This is a genomic window from Streptomyces sp. NPDC097640 (assembly GCF_040302705.1).
Taxonomy (GTDB): domain Bacteria; phylum Actinomycetota; class Actinomycetes; order Streptomycetales; family Streptomycetaceae; genus Streptomyces.
In genome coordinates, this window is record NZ_JBEOSB010000009.1 from 110,875 (window position 1) to 128,172 (window position 17,298).

Here is a 17,298-nt window from a genome sequence, read left to right on the forward strand (position 1 = left end):
CTTGTCTTCGAATCATCTCACCTATACTAAATTGGTCGACCAATAGAGTGCGATGTGACGGCGGGCCCCGGACGGGGGTCACGAGCGTCAGCGGGGCGTGTTCGCCCATGAGGTGGTCCCGGCGGCGCGGCAGGCGCTCGCGGCGTCCTGGGCGGGGGCGCCCCGTGTATGGCAGGGAGTGCCTCTGTGGTTTCTGTGCCTGGGGGGAATGCCTGGCCCGTAGCGTACGCTGAAGGAGTTAATTGGTCGGCAAGCTAATGTCGTCCTAGGTGATCTGTTGGCCGGTACCCGTAGCTGGTCAACGCATCAGAGGGGCCGGACGGAGCCCTTCCTCATCCGATGCGTCCCGCGGACTCGTCCCGGTCCGCCCCAGAAACCCTCTCCCGAGCCAACCCCCGGAGAATTCTGTGCAGTTCGGTACCTTTTCCATTGGTGATGTCACCCCCAACCCCGCCACCGGCAGGCCGCCGACCGAGCAGGAGCGCCTGAAGGCGATGGTCGCGATCGCCGTCAAGGCCGAAGAGGCCGGACTCGACGTGTTCGCGACCGGTGAGCACCACAACCCGCCGTTCGTCTCCTCCTCGCCGACCACCCTGCTGTCCCATATAGCCGCCAGGACCAGCCGGATCATCCTGTCCACCTCGACCACGCTGATCACCACCAACGATCCGGTCAAGGTCGCCGAGGACTACGCGGTACTCCAGCACCTCGCCGACGGCCGCGTGGACCTGATGCTGGGCCGCGGCAACACGGGCCCCGTCTACCCCTGGTTCGGCAAGGACGTCCGGCACGGCATCCCGCTCGCCATCGAGAACTACGCGCTGCTGCACCAGTTGTGGCGCGAGGAGTACGTCGACTGGGAGGGACGCTTCCGGACCCCGCTCCAGTCCTTCACCTCGGTCCCGAGGCCGCTGGACGGCATACCGCCCTTCGTCTGGCACGGCTCGGTGCGCAGCCCGGAGATCGCCGAGCAGGCCGCCTTCTACGGCGACGGCTTCTTCGTCAACAACCTCTTCATGCCGAAGGACCACTTCCGCCGTCTGATCGGCATGTACCGCGAACGCTACGCCCACTATGGCCACGGCACCGCGGAGCAGGCGATCGTCGGCGCCGGCGGGCTCGTCTTCGTCCGCCGGAACTCCCAGGACGCCGTCCGTGAGTACCGTCCGTACTTCGACAACTCCCCCATGTCCGGGCACGGCCCGACGATGGAGGAGTACATGGAGCAGACGCCGCTCATCGTAGGCAGTCCGCAACAGGTCATCGACAAGACGCTGACGTTCCGCGAGCACTACGGTGACTACCAGCGCCAGCTCTTCGCGATCGACACCGGCGGCATGCCGCTGAAGTCCGTACTGGAGACGCTCGACCTGCTCGGCGAGGAAGTCATCCCCGTCCTGCGCAAGGAGGTGGCCGTCGGCCGGCCCCGCAACCTGCCGGACGCCCCCACCCACGCCTCTCTGCTGTCCGCACACCAGGGCAACTCCGAGGAGGTGGCCAAGTGAGCATCCGCAAGCCCCTGCGCCTCGCCGTGATCTCGGCCGGCCTCAGCCTTCCCTCCTCCACTCGTCTGCTCGCCGACCGGCTCGCCGAGACCGTCCGCACGGAACTGGCCGCGGCGGACCGCGAGGTCGAGGTACGGATCATCGAACTGCGCGATCTGGCCGTCGACATCGCCAAGAACTTCGCCTCCGGCTTCCCCTCGCCGGAGCTGTCCGAAGCCATCGAGGTGGTCACCTCTGCCGACGGACTGATCGCTGTCACACCGGTGTTCACCGCCTCCTACAGCGGTCTGTTCAAGTCGTTCTTCGACGTCATCGACAACGGCGCCCTCACCGGCAAGCCGGTGCTGGTGGGCGCCACCGGCGGTACCGCGCGGCACTCCCTCGCCCTGGAACACGCGCTGCGCCCCCTGTTCGCCTACCTGCGGGCCGTGGTCGTACCCACCGCCGTGTACGCGGCGTCGGAGGACTGGGGCGGACACGGTGACTCCCTCACCGACACGCTGCCCCGCCGGATCGCCCGTGCGGGCCGAGAACTGGCGGGTCTCCTGCGTGACCTTCCCGGGGGCGACTCGGCGGCGGACGAGCCGGACGTGGTGCCGTTCGCGGAACAACTGGCCGCCCTGCGGCCCGAGTAGACGGCCAAGGGACACCCTCCGGGAAGTCAGGCTCAAGCCGTGGGACCCGCCGGAGGAGAAGCGGTATCCGGTCCTCGACGACCTGCTGGCCGCCTGGCGGGCCACAGGCCGTATCGGCAGCGGGATTCAGGACTAAATGTGTATGCAGATACGCCATAATGGGCGACATGCCTCAGCCGACCATCCTCATCGACGGCATCGAGCCGCTTGATCTGCCCGGTGCCCGGCAGTCGATCGCCCCGCTGCACACGTTCCTGCGTGAATGCATCCTCGACGGTCGGCTGGCGCCGGGCACCGTGTTGTCGCAGGTGGCGCTGGGCCGACAGCTGGGAGTGAGTCGTACGCCCGTGCGTGAGGCGCTGCGCATGCTCCAGGAGGAGGGTTTCGTCGAGGCGGAGCCCAACCAGCGGATGCGGGTCACGGCCATCGACCCGGCCGAGCTGGACGCCGACTACGCGATGCGCATCATGCTGGAGACGTTGGCACTGACCATGACCATGGACGGCTTCGGCGCCGGGGAGAGACGCGCGGCCAAGGCTCAGGTGACAGCGATGCGCCGCGCCGCCCGGGCGAAGGACATGGAGGGCTGGTTCACGGCTCACGGCGAGTATCACCGCCTCCTCACCACCGGCGCCGGTGCGGCTCTTCAGCGGCAGCTGCGGGCCCTGTCCGATCGGAGCGTCCGTTACATCCGCATCATCCAGCGCTTCGATTCGACGAGCTGGTCCGAGCCCGGCAATGTCGAGCACCCCGCGATCCTGGACGCGGTCGTCGCGGGTGACCGCGATGCCGCGGTGTCGTGCCTTGCGCACCATCTGGAGCGGACTGCGCTGAGGGTGCTGCGGGACCACGCGCCCGACTACGTGCCGGCGGCTGTGCCCAAGGCGATGACGCTGATCAAGGCAGGGCCGTCGCCGTGGGAGACATGAGTCGGCTGATCGGGCCGAATACTCCTGCGCCCGTGCCGAAGGCCGACTCGGCGAAGTAGTTGGTCGGCCAGCATGCGGTGCAGGCGGGCCACACGGAAGATCGCGTGATTGATCGCGCCGGCTGCGATGGAGTCCGACATCTCCACGGCCGAAACCCCTGCGCCTCCGGCCGGTCACCCGGCCGGAGGCGCGCACAGGCAGCCGCGGCACGATTCACAGCCCGATCACTCCGCGAAGAGAGGCGCGACGTCGAGGACGACCTGCATGTCGTCGATCAGACCGTCCGATCGGCGGTGCAGCACTGTGATTGCCGGCAAGGACAGGGTGTTGCCGTTGTGGAGGGTGTAGCCGACGTCGGCCACCAGCACGGCTGACTCGCCGCACTGCCAGACCTGACGGAACCGGTGGCACATGCCGCGCACCGACTGGAGGAAAGCGCCGGCGCCGACGAGGAACTCGTCGTGGCCGACGGTCGGTTCGCCGTTGCCGAAGCGGATCCGGCAGTCCGGGCTGAAGTACGTCAGCACTGCCTCGACGTTCAGGGTGTCGAAGCATGAATACAGCTCGGCCATCCAGGCGGGTGTCTCGCCGACGATCTGTGCGGTGTGCAGCTCGGTCTGGGGCATGGTCTCTCCCTTGAGGCCTGGTCGTCCCTTGGTGGTGCGTCGTGGATCCCGGTGGTCGTGCGACGTGTGGTGGTTGTCGGACTGGGTCGGATTCGGGCCGGCCGCTTCGGTGGCACCTGGTCTCGCGCCCGCGTGACCTCAGGCACAGGCCCGAGCCGCGCCGGGCTCCTTCTCGGTCTCGCCGGCCGGTTCGCATCTCAGCACCCCACCGTAGGAAGGAGAGCCGACTTGGCATCCGACACCAGGGGGGAGGGGCGCGTTTTGTACGGGAGACGCCCCTCCCTGGGGGAGGTCAGGCTGTTGGCTTCCGGATGCCGAGCAGGTGCTCGTAGTACGCCCGCTTCTCGGCCCGGTCCTTGTCGAGGTAGGCCAGGACCAGGGCGTAGATCTCGTCCTGTTGGATGGTGTAGTGCTCGTCGTTGCCCGCGAGCAGCTGGCCCAGCTGGTCCATGTGCAGGTGCCAGGCGGCGGCCAGGAGGTGCTCGCGGAAGACGTTGTGCGGCAGGGAGTGGGTCAGGGTCAGCTTCGAGCCGTCGCCGTCCGTCTCGACGGCCCACCGCATCCTCGTGCCCATGAGGTCCGGGGTGTGGCCCCAGGCGGGGACCTCCCAGGTCAGCGCCAGGACCTGCTGCGGCACGTACTCGAGGACCTCGCCGTACACCGTCGCGCCCATCTTCGGTGCGATCTGGATGAGGACGTCGCCGCCCACCTGCGGCTCCAGCTTGTCGACCGGGCCGCCCATCCACTTCGTGAGCAGCTCCGGCTCGGAGACGAAGCGCCACAGCTCCTCCAGCGGAGCGTCGAAGTGGCGCACGAACTCAACCTCGTTCATGTCAAGGGTGTGCCGGATGGTCCCGTCCACGTTCTCAGGCATGGTGTCCTGTCCTTCGTATCCGATGTGATGTGCCGCCGGGTGAGCGAAGTCACCTGGTCCGGCGGGCGGCGGGGTCTGCTGCTGCCACCAGGGGTATCGGTCCGCGTCCTCGTGCCCGAGGTCGGGATCGAAGTAGACGTGCATCCTGCTGATCCGGCCGTCACGGAAGTCGAAGACGGCGCAGAAGTGCCCCGGAATGGTTTCGCGGCCGTCCCAGGTCCGGCCCGAGACGGTCTCGCCCTCCGTGGTGCCCTCGACGACGACCCGGTCGCCGTACTCGACGATGTCGAACGCATCGACGTGATGCTCCATGTGCTGGAACATCGCGCGGCCCTTGCCGGCCGCGACCATGGCGTCCATACCGACGGCGACACCGAACTTGGGCGTGTAGATCTTGACGTCTTCGGTGAACAACTCGGTGGGATTGCCCGTGATTCTGCCGTCGGCTATGTCGTAGAACCGTTTGATCGTCGTGATGTTCGCAGAGTCCGCCATGGGGTCTGCCTTCCTTGAGAGTGGTGCCGAGTACCGGGTGTCGGCGGGAGAACGGTCAGTGCGCCAGATAGCCGCCGTCGACGTTGAGGATCGCTCCGGTGATCAGCGAGGCCTCGTCGCTGCACAGCCAGGCCGCCGCGGTCGCGACCTCGTCCGGCTGCCCCGGCCGTCCGATCGGCTGTCGCGCCAGGATCGCGGCGATGGCGTCGGGCGGATTGCCGGCCGTCATCGGTGTCTCGACGTAACCCGGGGACACGGCGTTGACCCGGATGCCTCGGGCGGCGTACTCGATGGCCGCGGTCTTGGTCAGACCGGCGACACCGTGCTTGCTGGCCACGTAGGCCGCCTGGGTCGGCATGCCGGTGTGGGCCCAGATCGACGCGGTGTTGACGATGGCGCCGACGCCGGCCTCCAGCATCCTGGGGATCTGGTGACGCATGCAGAGGAACACACCGAGCAGGTTGACGTTCACCACCCGGGTGAAATCCGCCTCCGAGAGCTCACCGGTGAGCCCCATGGCGAACGTACCGGCGTTGTTGTGGGCGAAGTGCAGCCCGCCGTACGTCGTCGCGATGGTGTCCACGGCCTCGTGGACCGCATCGCCGGACGACACGTCGGTGTGCAGGAAGAGGGCCGTTCCGCCGGCGTTCTCGATGAGCGACACGGTTTCCTTGCCGCCCTCGGCGTTGACGTCGCAGACCCCGACCGCCGCCCCGCGGGCGGCGAACGCCCGGGCGGAGGCCCTGCCGATTCCCGATCCGGCGCCGGTGACCATGGCGACGCGCCCGGCGAACTGCTCGGATGCTGTCATCTCGTCCTCTTTCGGCAGGTGCGGGCATGCGAGGACCCGCTGAGGCCGATCGCAGCAGGTGAGGTGGGGGAGAGAACCGCCGGCGCCTCGGAGTGCGCGGACGGCGACGGCCGGCCAGCGGCGGCGCGGACGCGTCATTCCGGCTTCGCCTCGAAGTTCCGCAGGAACTCGTCCGGCATGATCGGGCACCACACGGCGGGCGGAACGTCCCAGTCCTGCCCCTGCCAGTCCTCGCTGATCTGGTCGATGTCGGAGAAGTACTCGATCCAGCTGCCCCAAGGGTCCCGCAGATAGTGGAAGAGGTTGGAACCCAGGCTGTGCCGGCCGAGGCCCCAGCCCACGGTGTGTCCCTTGTCGGCCATGATCTGGGCGCCCATCGCCAGCTGGTCGAGGTTGTCGACCTCCCAGCTGGAGTGGTGCAGACCCGGGTGGCTGCTCTGGATGAACCCGAACACGTGGTGGTCCCCGGGGCCGGAGTTCATGAAGACGGCCTTGCCGGTGATCCGGTCGGACAGCCTGAGGCCGAGCGTGCGCTCGTAGAAGTCCTGCGAGCGGTTCACGTCCGAGGAGAAGATCAGCATGTGCCCCAGCCGACGCGGACGCGGTGCGGTGTTCGCGGTCAGCCAGCGGGCCTCGTCCACCCGCCGGTAGTCGCCGGCCAGGTTCTGCTTGAAGGGTTCGGTGGAGCGCGGCGGGGCCGGCTCCTGCTCGCGCACGTTGACCGCGTTGCCGTCCGGGTCGCGGAACCACAGGCCGCCCTCGGACCCGCCCGCAGGCGGGTCCTGGAGGGCGATGCCGAGGGATTCGAGGTGGCGCTGCAACTCGGGCAGTGAGCCGTCCGGTGCCGCGAAGGCGACGTGGTGCAGGCGCTTGTCGTGTCCCTCGACGAGCACTGTCTGGTCCTGGTCCCGGCCGTCGCAGCGCACGACCAACTGGTCACCCCGTTCGTCGACGCTCAGGCCGAAGTCGGTGTAGAAGTCCTTGCCCTGGGCCAGGTCGGGCAGTTGGAGGCCGTAGTGAAGAAGGCCGCTGACACGCATGGTGCTTTCCTTCGCTGGTAAGTCCTCCCCGGGATGTGGGGCGGACGGTTACGTCACTCGTCGGTCACGGTGGCGGTGGGCACGGCTCGGACGCCGTCGAGGCTTCGCAGGTGGGCCCAGAGCCGGTCGAGCAGGGGAGGTGCGGCTGCTCGCCAGGCCGTGATCTCCTCGGAGGTGAGGCCTCGGATCGCTCCGGCCTGCCGTGCGGTGAGATGCAGTCGGCAGGTGGTGTCGAGGAGCCACATGCGGGCGACGGCGTGACCGGGGGTGTGCCCCGTGGTGACGGCCCCGTTGCCCCGCAGGACGAGTGCGTCGGCGTGGCCGAGCGTGCGGGCGGCACCTTCGGCGATGCCGGCCGAGCGCATCAGGCGCGCGTCGTCGTGGATGGGTACTGCCTCGCCGAGCATGGCGCCCTGCCCGTGGAGGGGCGGGATGCTGTGGGAGACGACCGCGCCGGCCGCGAACGCGGACTCCGGTATGGCGCGGGCAACGGCGTGCACGTCCGGCCGCGCCTGGTAGACCGAGAGATGGATCCACGCCTCGCCGGGAGCGTTCGTCGGCAGAGCCGTCGAGTTCAACGGAATCTCGAGAAGCGTTCCCTCGGTGGCCTGGGCGAGGTCGATCGCGGGTGTCATCAGTATTCGGTCGCCATGACGCGCCGATACGTGTCCGAACGCTGTCACCAGGCCGAGCGCGGCAAGTGTGCGCGCCGCGGTGGCCACCTCCAGGGCAGTGGCCGTACGGTCCGCCACCGCCTCGTTCGCGAGCTGCCCGGTCATGGCTCGCGTGCCGTTCGGGCGGCGGGGCGGCCGGTCAACCCGTCACCTCGTGGGCAGTCACGGATTCGGCGTCGAGGATCGCGAACAGCGGTGCGGCGTCGATGTGCACGCGCAGGGAGGTGACCGGGCCCGAGGGGTTGCGGTCGATGACCGTGACGCAGGGCAGGACCACCTCGGCACCGCCGCGGGTGGTGTAGTGGACCCGGGCCTCGAGGATCAGGGTTCCCCGGTCGACGGTCCAGCGGTTGCACCACTCGTGCCGCAGGCCGGCGAGCGCGTGGCGCAGGTTGTCCAGGACCTCGCGCATGGCGTCGTGGCCGATGGCGGGCGGATTGTTGCCGAACACCAGCTCCCCGTCGGGGGCGAAGCGGTCGAGGACGCGCTCCGTCAGCTGCGCGTCGATGTCGGCGTAGAAGGAGTCGATCCAGTCGGACATGTCAGACATCTTTGTCCCCAGTCGTCCGTACTCGGTAAGGACCACACTCAGTGGTCATGGGACCGGTTCAGGTCACGCGGCGTCGGCGACGGCGATCCGGCGCATGGCGTCGCGGGTGGCGATGAGGGCCTGGATGTAGTCGCCGGTCATGGTTTTGGCGTACCGCTCCTCGGCCTCGGAGTTGCCCGGGGTGCCGGCGAGGACGAGGGCGAAGCTGAAGCGCAGTCGCATGTCGTCGCCCTCGCCCTCGATCTCGTTGGCGATCGTGCCCAGGATCGGGCCCGCAAGGCGGGTGAACACCACCCGGTGGGGTCCTTCGAGAGTGATCCGCTCACGGAAGGCGTCCCCCCGGATACGGATGTCACGGTCGAAGCAGGCGTCGCTGTAGCGCTCGACGACCTCGCAGTCGCTCATGGCGGGCACGAACGGCAGGGCGTTGTTGGCCTTGAGGACCAGTCCCTCCCAGACGGTGGCGCGGTCGAGCCGGGGCTGCCCCGGTTCGTTGACGGGGATCACATGGCTCACGAAGATCATCGATCCTCCCTCCGGCCGGCGGCACTGCCGGCCTCGTATGGGCTGTATGCGGGTACCGGCCCGCACTACGGCTTCGCGGCGGGCGCCGGCTGGGGCAGCTGGCGCTGCCGGGTCGTGGGTGCCACAGGGCCGCGCCACATGTCGATCGACGAGGGCTGCTCCGGGTCGAACACCCGCGGGGTCCACGCCGCGTCGTCCGTGATGAGCTCGCCGCCAACGGCGTACTCGTACGTGAGGTTCTCCGGGCCGCGGAAGTAGAGGAACACCGAGCCGGAGGTGGGGTGGCGTCCCGGGCCCATGACGATCTCGACACCCTGGTCGACGAGGAAGTGCCAGTTGCGGAAGACGTCATCGAGGGAGTCGACCTGGAAGTTGATGTGGCAGAGGGCCGCCTCCTCACCGCGGAAGACGGCGAGCTTGTGGTGGACCGGGTCGATGCGCATCAGGCAGGCGCCGTCGCCCACCCAGTCCGACACCTTGACGTTGAAGTTCGTGGACCAGAAGCGGTAGGCCTCGTGCACGTCGGGGGCGTCCAGGCACAGGTGCCCGAACTCGGTGATCCCCGACCCCCGGGTCAGCCGTACCGGATCGGCGGAGCGGTACTGCGCCGCGGCCAGCTCGACATGGTTGCCGAAGGGGTCGTCGAAGGCGATGTACTCCGACACGCCGCGGGAGCGCGCCCCCGCCCGGTCACCGCGTGCGACGCGCAGACCCTGCTTCTCCAGCTCGGTCTCGGCCTCGGCCAGGGCCTCGGGGCCGGCGACCGTGAAGCCGGAGGAGATCACACCGGAGCGGCCCTGCACGAAGGTGAGGCAGTGGCCCCGGACGTCGGCGCGCAGATGCGCCACTCCGGGCTCGCCGGAGTCGACCACTTCGAGTCCGACGATCTCGCTGGCGAACCGGACGGCGCCTTCGAGGTCCTCGACGCCCGAGCGTACATAGGCGATGTCGGTCAGGGTGATCACGAGGCGGTCCCTTCGTCATAGCCGAGGTACCCGCGGGCCCGGGCGCGCTCGGGCCAGCTCTCGCAGATGGACCCGGTCAGCTGGGTCCGCAGGCACAGACCCGTGTCGCAGGCACAGGTGTGCACGGTGCCGACCGCGCCGGCCCGCACCTTGCGCGGCCAGTCGGGGTCGACGAAGAGCGGCCTGGCCAGACCCACCGCCTGCGCCTGGTGCGACTCGATGACCCGCGCCGCGTCCCGGGGATCGCCGAGGCCGCCGTTGGCCACCACGGGGATGTCCACCACGAGCTGTAGTGCCACCGTGTCGTCGAGCGAGTAGCCCGGCTTGCCGAGCATCCCCGCGTTCTGCGGCATCCGCATCGTCTCGAACGTGGTCGGGACGGCGAACAGGAACCCGGCTCCGGCATCCTCCAGCAGCGGGGCGAGCCGGACCGCGTCGTCGAGGGTCCAGCCCCCGGCCACGCGCTCGTCGCTGAGCAGGTGCACGCCGACGACGAAGTCCGGGCCGGTGGCAGCGACGACGCGCCGCACCACTTCCAGGGGCAGCCGGGTGCGTCCCCCGAAGTCGCCGCCCCACTCGTCGGTGCGCCGGTTGGTGCGTGGCGAGAGGAAACCGGAGAGGAGGAAGCCTTGCGCCACGTGCACGCCGACTCCGTCGAATCCGGCGCGCTCGCACAGCTGGGCGGCGCGTACGAACTCCTCGATCACCTCGTCGATCTCCTCCGGGGTGATCTCCTGCGGCGTGACCACGCGGCCCGGGGTGAGTTCGAACGGGACGGCCGAGGGGGCCAGGCGGCGCCGCTTCTCGTACTCCTCCCAGGGGCCCGCGTACCGGCCCGCGTGCACGATCTGGACGATCGCCAGAGCCCCGTGCCGGTGGATCTCGGACGCCATCCGAGTCAGTCCCGGCAGCTGCTCCTCGTCGCTCACGAGAGTCTGGAGGGGCATCTGGCGCCCCGCGACGCTGATCGCGAAGTTCTCGGTGACCACGACGCCGACGCCACCCTGGGCGCGCCGGGCGTAGTGCTCGATCTCCCGGTCGGTCACGGTGCCGTCGGGTTTGGCGTAGCCGACGGACATGGGGGCCTGCACGATGCGGTTGCGGGCGCTGCGGCTGCCGAGGTTCAGCGGCGTGAACAGCGGAGCGAGATCGGCCGGATCGCCGGCGCGGCTCGCGCTCGAGGGGGAGGTCATCACGGCTCCAAGGTGTTCCGGGCCGCCGGGGTGGCGGAGAGGGCGGCGGGCTGCTCAGCGAGCCGTACCTCGTTGGCCAGTACGCCCAGCGGCTCGATCTCGATGCGCAGCCGGTCACCGGCCCTGAGCGCGATGCCCTTGGCGACGCCGACGCCGGCCGGGGTTCCGGTGGCGAGGACATCGCCCGGCTCCAGGGTCATCAGGGCGCTGGCGGCCGAGACGAGCTGCGCCACGCTGAAGATCATGTCCTTGGTGTTGCCGTCCTGTTCCAGCACGCCGTTGCGCCAGAGCCGGACCGGAAGGGTCTGCGGGTCGGGTACGAACCAGGCCGGCGTCACAGCAGGGCCGATCGGGCTGAAGGTGTCGCGTCCCTTGGACGCGAGCCAGTCGTAGGCGAACGGCGGGGCCAGCGGGTTGCTCCTGGCATGCAGACCGCGCGCGGAGATGTCATTGACGACGGTGTAGCCGGCGACCGCGTCAAGTGCCTGTTCCACGGGCACGTCGTGGACGCGTCGCCCGATCACCACGCCGAGTTCGGCCTCCCAGTCGACCCGGGCATCCGGGTCGTCCGGGATGGTGATCGTGTCGTCCGGGCCGACGATGGTGGTCGGCGGCAACAGGAAGAAGTACGGCTCCATGCCGTTCGGTACCTCGCCGACGCCCATCTCCCGAAGGTGATCGCGGTAGTTGGCGCCGGCGAAGACCAGTTTGCCCGGCGAGGGTACCGGCGTCAGCAGCAGTGCCTCCTCGACGAGCTCGCCCTCGGTGGGCTGCCAGCCGCGCAGGGCGGGCTCCAGGTCTGCCCAGTCACTCATCGCCGCACCCACGTCCGGATAGCGTGCAAGGTCAGGGTGGCGTCGTACCCGGCCCTCGGTGTCGACGACGGCGACGAACGATGCGGCTCCCTCGTCCTGGGGGCGGCAGGTCACCAGGCTCCATGCGGACATGCGAACTCCCGAGCTAACTAATTTGCCGTCCTACTATCGCCATAGACGGCGACGGCTCCTTGTCGGATGGCTGATGCTGACCACACTGCATACAGTTTCTGCGCCAGTCAATAGGTCGACCAAGGGTTGACTTCGATCCTCGAAAGTGCACACAGTTTGGTCGTGGACCGCCTGCCTGGACGACGTACGGCGGGCACTCGACCGACCCGATCGGAGATCGCCATGACGGACTTGATCGCACGCCCGGCGGAGCAGGACGAGGGGGCGCCGGCATGACCGCCGTGACACGGGCCGAGGCAGCGGACCTCCTCCTGGCCGCCTACGACACCCGGGTTCCGATCGAACCACTGGCGGGGTCGGCCAAGTACCAGGACCTCACCCTCGCCGACGCCTACGAGATCCAGCTGTCGCAGATCCGCCGCCGGGTGGCCGACGGGGCGCGGATCAAGGGCCACAAGGTCGGGCTGTCGTCCCCCGCCATGCAACGCCAGATGGGTGTGGACCAGCCCGACTACGGTCACCTCCTGGACGACATGTTCTGGCTGGAGAACGCCGCCGTGCCCGCCTCCCGGTTTCTGCAACCTCGGGTCGAGCCGGAGATTGCCTTCGTACTCAAACGCCCCCTGGCCGGACCCGGGGTCACGGTCGCGGAGGCCGCCGCGGCCGTGGACTTCGTACTCCCGGCCCTGGAACTGATCGACTCGCGCATCCGCGACTGGCGCATCGGCATCATCGACACCATCGCGGACAACGCCTCGTCCGGCGGGGTCGTCCTCGGCAGCACCCCGGTTCCGCTCGCCGACGTCGATCTCCGCCTCGCCGGCTGCACGCTGCACCGCAACGGCGAACTCGTCGGCACGGGCGCGAGCGGCGCCGTGCTCGGCTCGCCGCTGACCTCACTGGCGTGGCTGGCCAACACCGTCGGCGCGCGCGGGGTGGTCCTGGAGGCCGGGCACGTCGTGCTGCCCGGCTCCATCACCGCCTCCGTGCCGGTCGCCGCCGGCGACACCGTCACCGCGGCCTACGCCGGACTCGGCAGCGTCACGGCACGTTTCACCGAGGAGACCTCATGAGCAAGGCGACCGCGGCCATCGTCGGCCCCGGCAACATCGGCACCGACCTGCTCTCCAAACTCCTGCACAGCGAGACGGTCGACGTACGGTACATGGTCGGCGTGGACCCCGCCTCGGACGGGCTGGCCCGAGCTGCCGAGCTCGGTGTGGAGACGTCCGCGGGGGGAGTGGACTGGCTGCTGTCCCGGGACCAACGGCCGGACCTGGTCTTCGAGGCCACGTCCGCCAAGGCGCACATCGCCAACGCGCCCCGCTACGCCGAGGCGGGCATCCAGGCGATCGACCTGACACCCGCCGCTCTGGGCCCGCTGGTCTGCCCGCCCGTGAACCTGCTCGAGCACCTGGACGCCCCGAACATCAACATGATCACCTGCGGCGGCCAGGCCACCATCCCCATCGTGCGCGCGGTCTCCCGTGTGGTTCCGGTGGAGTACGCGGAGATCGTCGCGTCGATCGCCTCCCGCTCGGCCGGACCCGGCACCCGCGCGAACATCGACGAGTTCACCGAGACCACCTCTCAGGCGATCGAGCAGGTCGGCGGCGCCCGGAAGGGCAAGGCCATCATCATCATGAACCCGGTCGAACCGCCGATGATCATGCGCGACACGGTCTTCTGCGCGATTCCCGAGGACGCCGACCGCGACGCGATCAGCGAGTCGATCGTCCGCATGGTCGGCGAGGTGGCCGAGTACGTGCCCGGCTACACGCTGCGCGCCGATCCGCAGTTCGACGACCCGCGCCCCGAGTGGAAGGACCAGGCCAGGGTGGCCGTTTTCCTGGAGGTGCGCGGCCGGGGCGACTACCTGCCGCCCTGGGCAGGAAACCTGGACATCATGACGGCCGCGGCCGCTCGCGTCGGTGAGCTGCTGGCGGGCGCGAAGACGACGGCGGTGACCTCATGACCCCCGAAACGCCCCGCGAGAACGCCCAGCAGCCGCGTAAGTTGCGGATCACCGACTCCACCCTGCGGGACGGCTCGCACGCCATGCGGCACCAGTTCACCGAGGGACAGGTGCGCGGTGTCGTACACGCCCTGGACAAGGCCGGTGTCGAGGTCATCGAGGTGGCCCACGGCGACGGCCTCGGCGGCTCCAGTTTCAACTACGGCTTCTCCAAGGTCGATGAGATCGAGCTGATCGGCGCGGCCGTCGACGAGGCCACCCGCGCGAAGATCGCGGTCCTGATGCTGCCCGGCGTCGGCACGGTCACCGAACTGAAGCGGGCCCACTCCGTCGGCGCGAGCGTGGCACGCATCGCCACCCACTGCACCGAAGCGGACACGTCGGTCCAGCACTTCACCGCCGCGCGCAAGCTGGGCATGGAGACGGTCGGCTTCCTGATGCTCTCGCACCGCATCGGCCCCGGCGAACTCGCCGAGCAGGCACGGATCATGGTCGATGCCGGAGCCCAGTGCGTGTACGTCGTCGACTCGGCCGGCGCTCTGGTCCTGACCGATGCCCAGGCCCGGGTCCAAGCCCTGGTCGACGAGATCGGGCACGAGGCCCAGGTCGGCTTCCACGGCCACCAGAACCTCTCCCTGGGCGTCGCCAACTCCGTCCTCGCCTACCAGGGCGGGGCCCAGCAGCTCGACGGGGCCCTGTGCGCGCTCGGCGCGGGCGCGGGCAACTCGCCGACCGAGGTACTGGCGGCCACCTTCGAGCGGATGGGCATCCCGACCGGCGTCGACGTCGACCTGGCCCTCGCCGCCGCCCAGGACGTGGTCAAGCCGTTCATCCCCCGACTGCCGTGGATGGACCGCTCCTCGATCGTGCAGGGCTACGCGGGCGTCTACTCCAGCTTTCTGCTGCACGCCGAGCGGGCCGCGGAACGCTACGGCGTACCCGCCCACGAGATCCTCGAAAAGGTCGGCGAGGCCGGCTACGTCGGCGGCCAGGAGGACATGATCATCGACATCGCCCTGCGGCTCGCCGAGGAGCGCGAGAAGGCGGGGGCGGAGCGATGACCTGGGATCCCGACCGTGCCGCGACCGCCCTGCTGGCGGCGGAGGACACCCGCACCGGCCGTGGCCCGATCACCGACGACTGGCCCGACCTCGACCTGGACACCGCCTACACCGTGCAGGACGAGACCCTGCGACGCAGGCTCAGCCGGGGCGAGAACATCGTGGGTGTCAAACTCGGCCTGACCTCGCGGGCCAAGCAGGAACGGATGGGCATCTCCGTCCCGCTGACGGCCTGGCTGACCGACGCGATGGTGCTGCCCACCGGAGAGCCGGTCCCTCAGGGCCAGTTGATCCACCCGCGCGCCGAACCGGAGATCGTCTTCGTGATGAAGGACCGGCTGGCCGGCCCCGGTGTCACCGCCGCCACCGCGCTGGCCGCGGTCGGGTCGGTGCACGGTGGCATCGAGGTCATCGACAGCCGCTACCTCGACTTCCGGTTCAAGCTGCCCGACACCGTCGCGGACAACGCCTCCTCCGGCCGCTTCCTCACCGGCCCCGTCGGTCTGCCGCCCGAGAAGCTGGACCTCGCAATGGAGGCCTGCCTCGTGGAGGTGGACGGCCAGATCGCCGACAGCGCCACCGGCGCGGCCGTCCAGGGCCACCCGGCCGAGGCCCTGGCCTTCGCCGCCAATGAACTCGGCCGCCGAGGCCATGCGATCGAGCCCGGCTGGATCGTCCTCACCGGCGGCATGACCGACGCCGTACCCGTACCGTCCGGCACCACCGTCGCGGTGCACTTCACCCACCTCGGTTCGCTTCACCTGACAGGAGGCTGACATGCCGCTCATCGAAGTCACGCTGGTCAACGGCCGTACCCCGGAGGAGCTTCGCTCACTGATCCACGAGGTCACGGGTGCCGTCGTCAAGTCGCTCGGCGTGCCGCAGCAGAGCGTGCGCGTCGCCGTCCGGGAACTGCCGAAGACCCACTGGGCGGCCGGTGATGTCACCATCGCCGAGCGGGAGGCGGCGGCAGCCGAGGCCGGGGGAGGGGCCAACTGATGGAGTTCTACGGCCATGTGATCGACGGCGAGGAGGTGCCCTCGCTCTCGGGCGCCACCTTCGCCTCGATCGATCCCTACACCCGCCGCCCCTGGGCGGAGGTGGCGCTCGGCGACGGGGCCGACGCCGACCGCGCGGTGACGGCCGCCCGCCGCGCCTTCGACACCGGGCCCTGGCCGCGGATGGGCGCGGCCGAGCGAGGCCGTGTCCTGCACCGCCTGGCGGACCTGATCGAGGCCCACGCCGACGAGCTCGGTAGGGCGGACACCCAGGACATGGGCAAGCCGATCACTCAGTCCCGCGGCACCGACGTACCCCGCACCGCATCGAACTTTCGATTCTTTGCCGACCATGCAAGGCTGTCTGCGGCCGAGGCCTACCCGATGGACACGGGGCACCACGCCTACACCCGATTCGACCCGGCCGGGATCGTCGCGGCAATCGCGCCATGGAACTTCCCGATGATGCTGGAGTCCTGGAAGGTCGCGCCGGCCCTCGCGTGGGGCAACACGGTCGTGCTGAAGCCGGCCGAGGACACCCCGGTCTCGGCCACGCTGATGGCACGACTGGCCATGGAAGCGGGCATGCCTCCCGGCGTGTTCAACGTCGTCCACGGCTACGGCCCCGACTCGGCGGGTCAGGCACTCACCGAGAACCCGGCCGTGGACCGCATCACCTTCACCGGAGAGTCGGGCACCGGTCGCGTCATCGCCGCTGCCGGGGCCCGCAACCTCACGCCGGTCAGCCTCGAACTCGGCGGCAAGGGCGCCAACGTGGTCTTCGCCGACGCGGACCTGGCGGGCGCCGTCGAGTGGTCGATCCGCGCGGTGTTCACCAACTCGGGCCAGGTGTGCCTGGCAGGTTCCCGGCTGTTCGTCCAGCAGGAGGTGTACGACGAGTTCCTGACCCGCTTCGTCGCGGCCGCGGACGCGATGGTCATCGGTGACCCGAAGGAGGAGTCCACGCAGATCGGACCCCTCGCCTCCGAGGAGCATCACGCCAAGGTCGCCGGCTACGTGGACACCATCACGGACCACGGCGGCACGCTGCGTACCGGCGGTCACGGCAGCGGCTGGACGATCCGACCCACGGTGATCACCGGCATGGGCCACAAGGCCCGGCACGCGCGCGAGGAAATCTTCGGCCCAGTCGTTGTCGTGATCCCGTTCGCCACCGAGGCCGAGGCGATCGAACTGGCCAACGACACGCCCTACGGCCTCAACGCGATGCTCTTCACCGAGAATCTGCACCGCGCACACCGGGTCGCGGCGGCGCTCCGTGCGGGCACGGTCTGGGTCAACTGCTTCTTCGTACGGGACCTGCGAGCGCCTTTCGGCGGTGTCGGCGACTCGGGAATCGGCCGGGAAGGGGGCAACTTCAGCCGCGAGTTCTTCACCGAGCCCAAGGCGGTGGTGATGCAGATCAACGCCACCGTGGACGGTCGTTGAGGAGGGCGGCGAGCCCCGTCCGACGCGGGGCCCACCGCCAGGGTTC

General features: G+C 69.5%; 19 protein-coding genes. 9 read left to right on the forward strand and 10 right to left on the reverse strand.

The features are described 5' to 3' along the window. Positions 1–407: 407 nt before the first annotated feature. The 3 genes from ABTY62_RS16185 to ABTY62_RS16195 all read left to right on the forward strand — a co-directional run bounded on the left by ABTY62_RS16185 (position 408) and on the right by ABTY62_RS16195 (position 3,069). Positions 408–1,505, forward strand: a complete 1,098-nt coding sequence (locus ABTY62_RS16185) for a CE1758 family FMN-dependent luciferase-like monooxygenase (protein WP_352130042.1) — start codon at positions 408–410, stop codon at positions 1,503–1,505. Then, positions 1,502–2,140 (forward strand): FMN reductase, encoded by a 639-nt coding sequence (locus ABTY62_RS16190; protein WP_352130043.1) that lies wholly within the window; start codon positions 1,502–1,504, stop codon positions 2,138–2,140. The genes ABTY62_RS16185 and ABTY62_RS16190 overlap by 4 nt, the downstream gene beginning before the upstream one ends. A gap of 167 nt (positions 2,141–2,307) precedes the next feature. Continuing rightward, the gene (locus tag ABTY62_RS16195) at positions 2,308–3,069 is read left to right on the forward strand and encodes a GntR family transcriptional regulator (RefSeq protein ID WP_352130044.1); all 762 of its coding nucleotides are present in this window, start codon (positions 2,308–2,310) and stop codon (positions 3,067–3,069) included. 224 nt (positions 3,070–3,293) lie between these two features. Here the strand turns inward: ABTY62_RS16195 and ABTY62_RS16205 are convergent, their stop codons facing one another. From ABTY62_RS16205 to ABTY62_RS16250, 10 genes are all read right to left on the reverse strand, one after another. After that, positions 3,294–3,695, reverse strand: coding sequence for a nuclear transport factor 2 family protein (locus tag ABTY62_RS16205; protein WP_352130045.1), 402 nt, complete (start codon positions 3,693–3,695; stop codon positions 3,294–3,296). A 292-nt stretch (positions 3,696–3,987) separates the two neighbouring features. Continuing rightward, entirely contained in the window at positions 3,988–5,064 is a 1,077-nt protein-coding gene (locus ABTY62_RS16210) for an SRPBCC domain-containing protein (RefSeq protein WP_352130046.1), read from the reverse strand. 55 nt (positions 5,065–5,119) lie between these two features. Beyond that, positions 5,120–5,875, reverse strand: a complete 756-nt coding sequence (locus ABTY62_RS16215) for an SDR family NAD(P)-dependent oxidoreductase (protein WP_352130047.1) — start codon at positions 5,873–5,875, stop codon at positions 5,120–5,122. A 134-nt stretch (positions 5,876–6,009) separates the two neighbouring features. Next, positions 6,010–6,915, reverse strand: a complete 906-nt coding sequence (locus tag ABTY62_RS16220) for a VOC family protein (RefSeq protein WP_352130048.1) — start codon at positions 6,913–6,915, stop codon at positions 6,010–6,012. A gap of 53 nt (positions 6,916–6,968) precedes the next feature. Continuing rightward, entirely contained in the window at positions 6,969–7,694 is a 726-nt protein-coding gene (locus tag ABTY62_RS16225) for a class II aldolase/adducin family protein (protein ID WP_352130049.1), read from the reverse strand. A gap of 34 nt (positions 7,695–7,728) precedes the next feature. After that, positions 7,729–8,130, reverse strand: a complete 402-nt coding sequence (locus tag ABTY62_RS16230; protein ID WP_352130050.1) for a nuclear transport factor 2 family protein — start codon at positions 8,128–8,130, stop codon at positions 7,729–7,731. A gap of 72 nt (positions 8,131–8,202) precedes the next feature. Continuing rightward, positions 8,203–8,664, reverse strand: a complete 462-nt coding sequence (locus tag ABTY62_RS16235) for an SRPBCC family protein (protein ID WP_352130051.1) — start codon at positions 8,662–8,664, stop codon at positions 8,203–8,205. A 65-nt stretch (positions 8,665–8,729) separates the two neighbouring features. Further along, on the reverse strand, positions 8,730–9,629 hold the full coding sequence (locus tag ABTY62_RS16240; protein ID WP_352130052.1) for a VOC family protein: 900 nt from the start codon (positions 9,627–9,629) through the stop codon (positions 8,730–8,732). Then, the gene (locus ABTY62_RS16245; protein WP_352130053.1) at positions 9,626–10,822 is read right to left on the reverse strand and encodes an oxidoreductase; all 1,197 of its coding nucleotides are present in this window, start codon (positions 10,820–10,822) and stop codon (positions 9,626–9,628) included. Before ABTY62_RS16245 ends, ABTY62_RS16240 begins: the two co-directional genes overlap by 4 nt. Then, entirely contained in the window at positions 10,822–11,769 is a 948-nt protein-coding gene (locus tag ABTY62_RS16250) for a fumarylacetoacetate hydrolase family protein (RefSeq protein ID WP_352130054.1), read from the reverse strand. Before ABTY62_RS16250 ends, ABTY62_RS16245 begins: the two co-directional genes overlap by 1 nt. A 272-nt stretch (positions 11,770–12,041) precedes the next feature. Here ABTY62_RS16250 and ABTY62_RS16255 point away from each other — a divergent pair, with 272 nt between their 5' ends. From ABTY62_RS16255 to ABTY62_RS16280, 6 genes are read left to right on the forward strand one after another with little or no spacing between them, the layout of a single operon-like run. Beyond that, a complete protein-coding gene (locus tag ABTY62_RS16255) occupies positions 12,042–12,842 on the forward strand; it encodes a 2-keto-4-pentenoate hydratase (RefSeq protein ID WP_352130055.1) in 801 nt (266 codons plus the stop codon). Next, positions 12,839–13,744, forward strand: coding sequence for an acetaldehyde dehydrogenase (acetylating) (locus ABTY62_RS16260; RefSeq protein WP_352130056.1), 906 nt, complete (start codon positions 12,839–12,841; stop codon positions 13,742–13,744). Before ABTY62_RS16255 ends, ABTY62_RS16260 begins: the two co-directional genes overlap by 4 nt. Continuing rightward, positions 13,741–14,805 carry a 4-hydroxy-2-oxovalerate aldolase gene (gene dmpG, locus ABTY62_RS16265; protein WP_352130057.1) on the forward strand — a complete coding sequence of 355 codons (1,065 nt, stop codon included), beginning with the start codon at positions 13,741–13,743 and terminating at the stop codon, positions 14,803–14,805. Before ABTY62_RS16260 ends, dmpG begins: the two co-directional genes overlap by 4 nt. Beyond that, positions 14,802–15,581 carry a 2-keto-4-pentenoate hydratase gene (locus ABTY62_RS16270; protein WP_352130058.1) on the forward strand — a complete coding sequence of 260 codons (780 nt, stop codon included), beginning with the start codon at positions 14,802–14,804 and terminating at the stop codon, positions 15,579–15,581. Before dmpG ends, ABTY62_RS16270 begins: the two co-directional genes overlap by 4 nt. 1 nt (position 15,582) lies before the next feature. After that, on the forward strand, positions 15,583–15,804 hold the full coding sequence (locus ABTY62_RS16275; RefSeq protein ID WP_352130059.1) for a tautomerase family protein: 222 nt from the start codon (positions 15,583–15,585) through the stop codon (positions 15,802–15,804). After that, positions 15,804–17,252 (forward strand): aldehyde dehydrogenase, encoded by a 1,449-nt coding sequence (locus tag ABTY62_RS16280; protein WP_352130060.1) that lies wholly within the window; start codon positions 15,804–15,806, stop codon positions 17,250–17,252. Before ABTY62_RS16275 ends, ABTY62_RS16280 begins: the two co-directional genes overlap by 1 nt. The last annotated feature ends 46 nt before the right edge of the window (positions 17,253–17,298 follow it).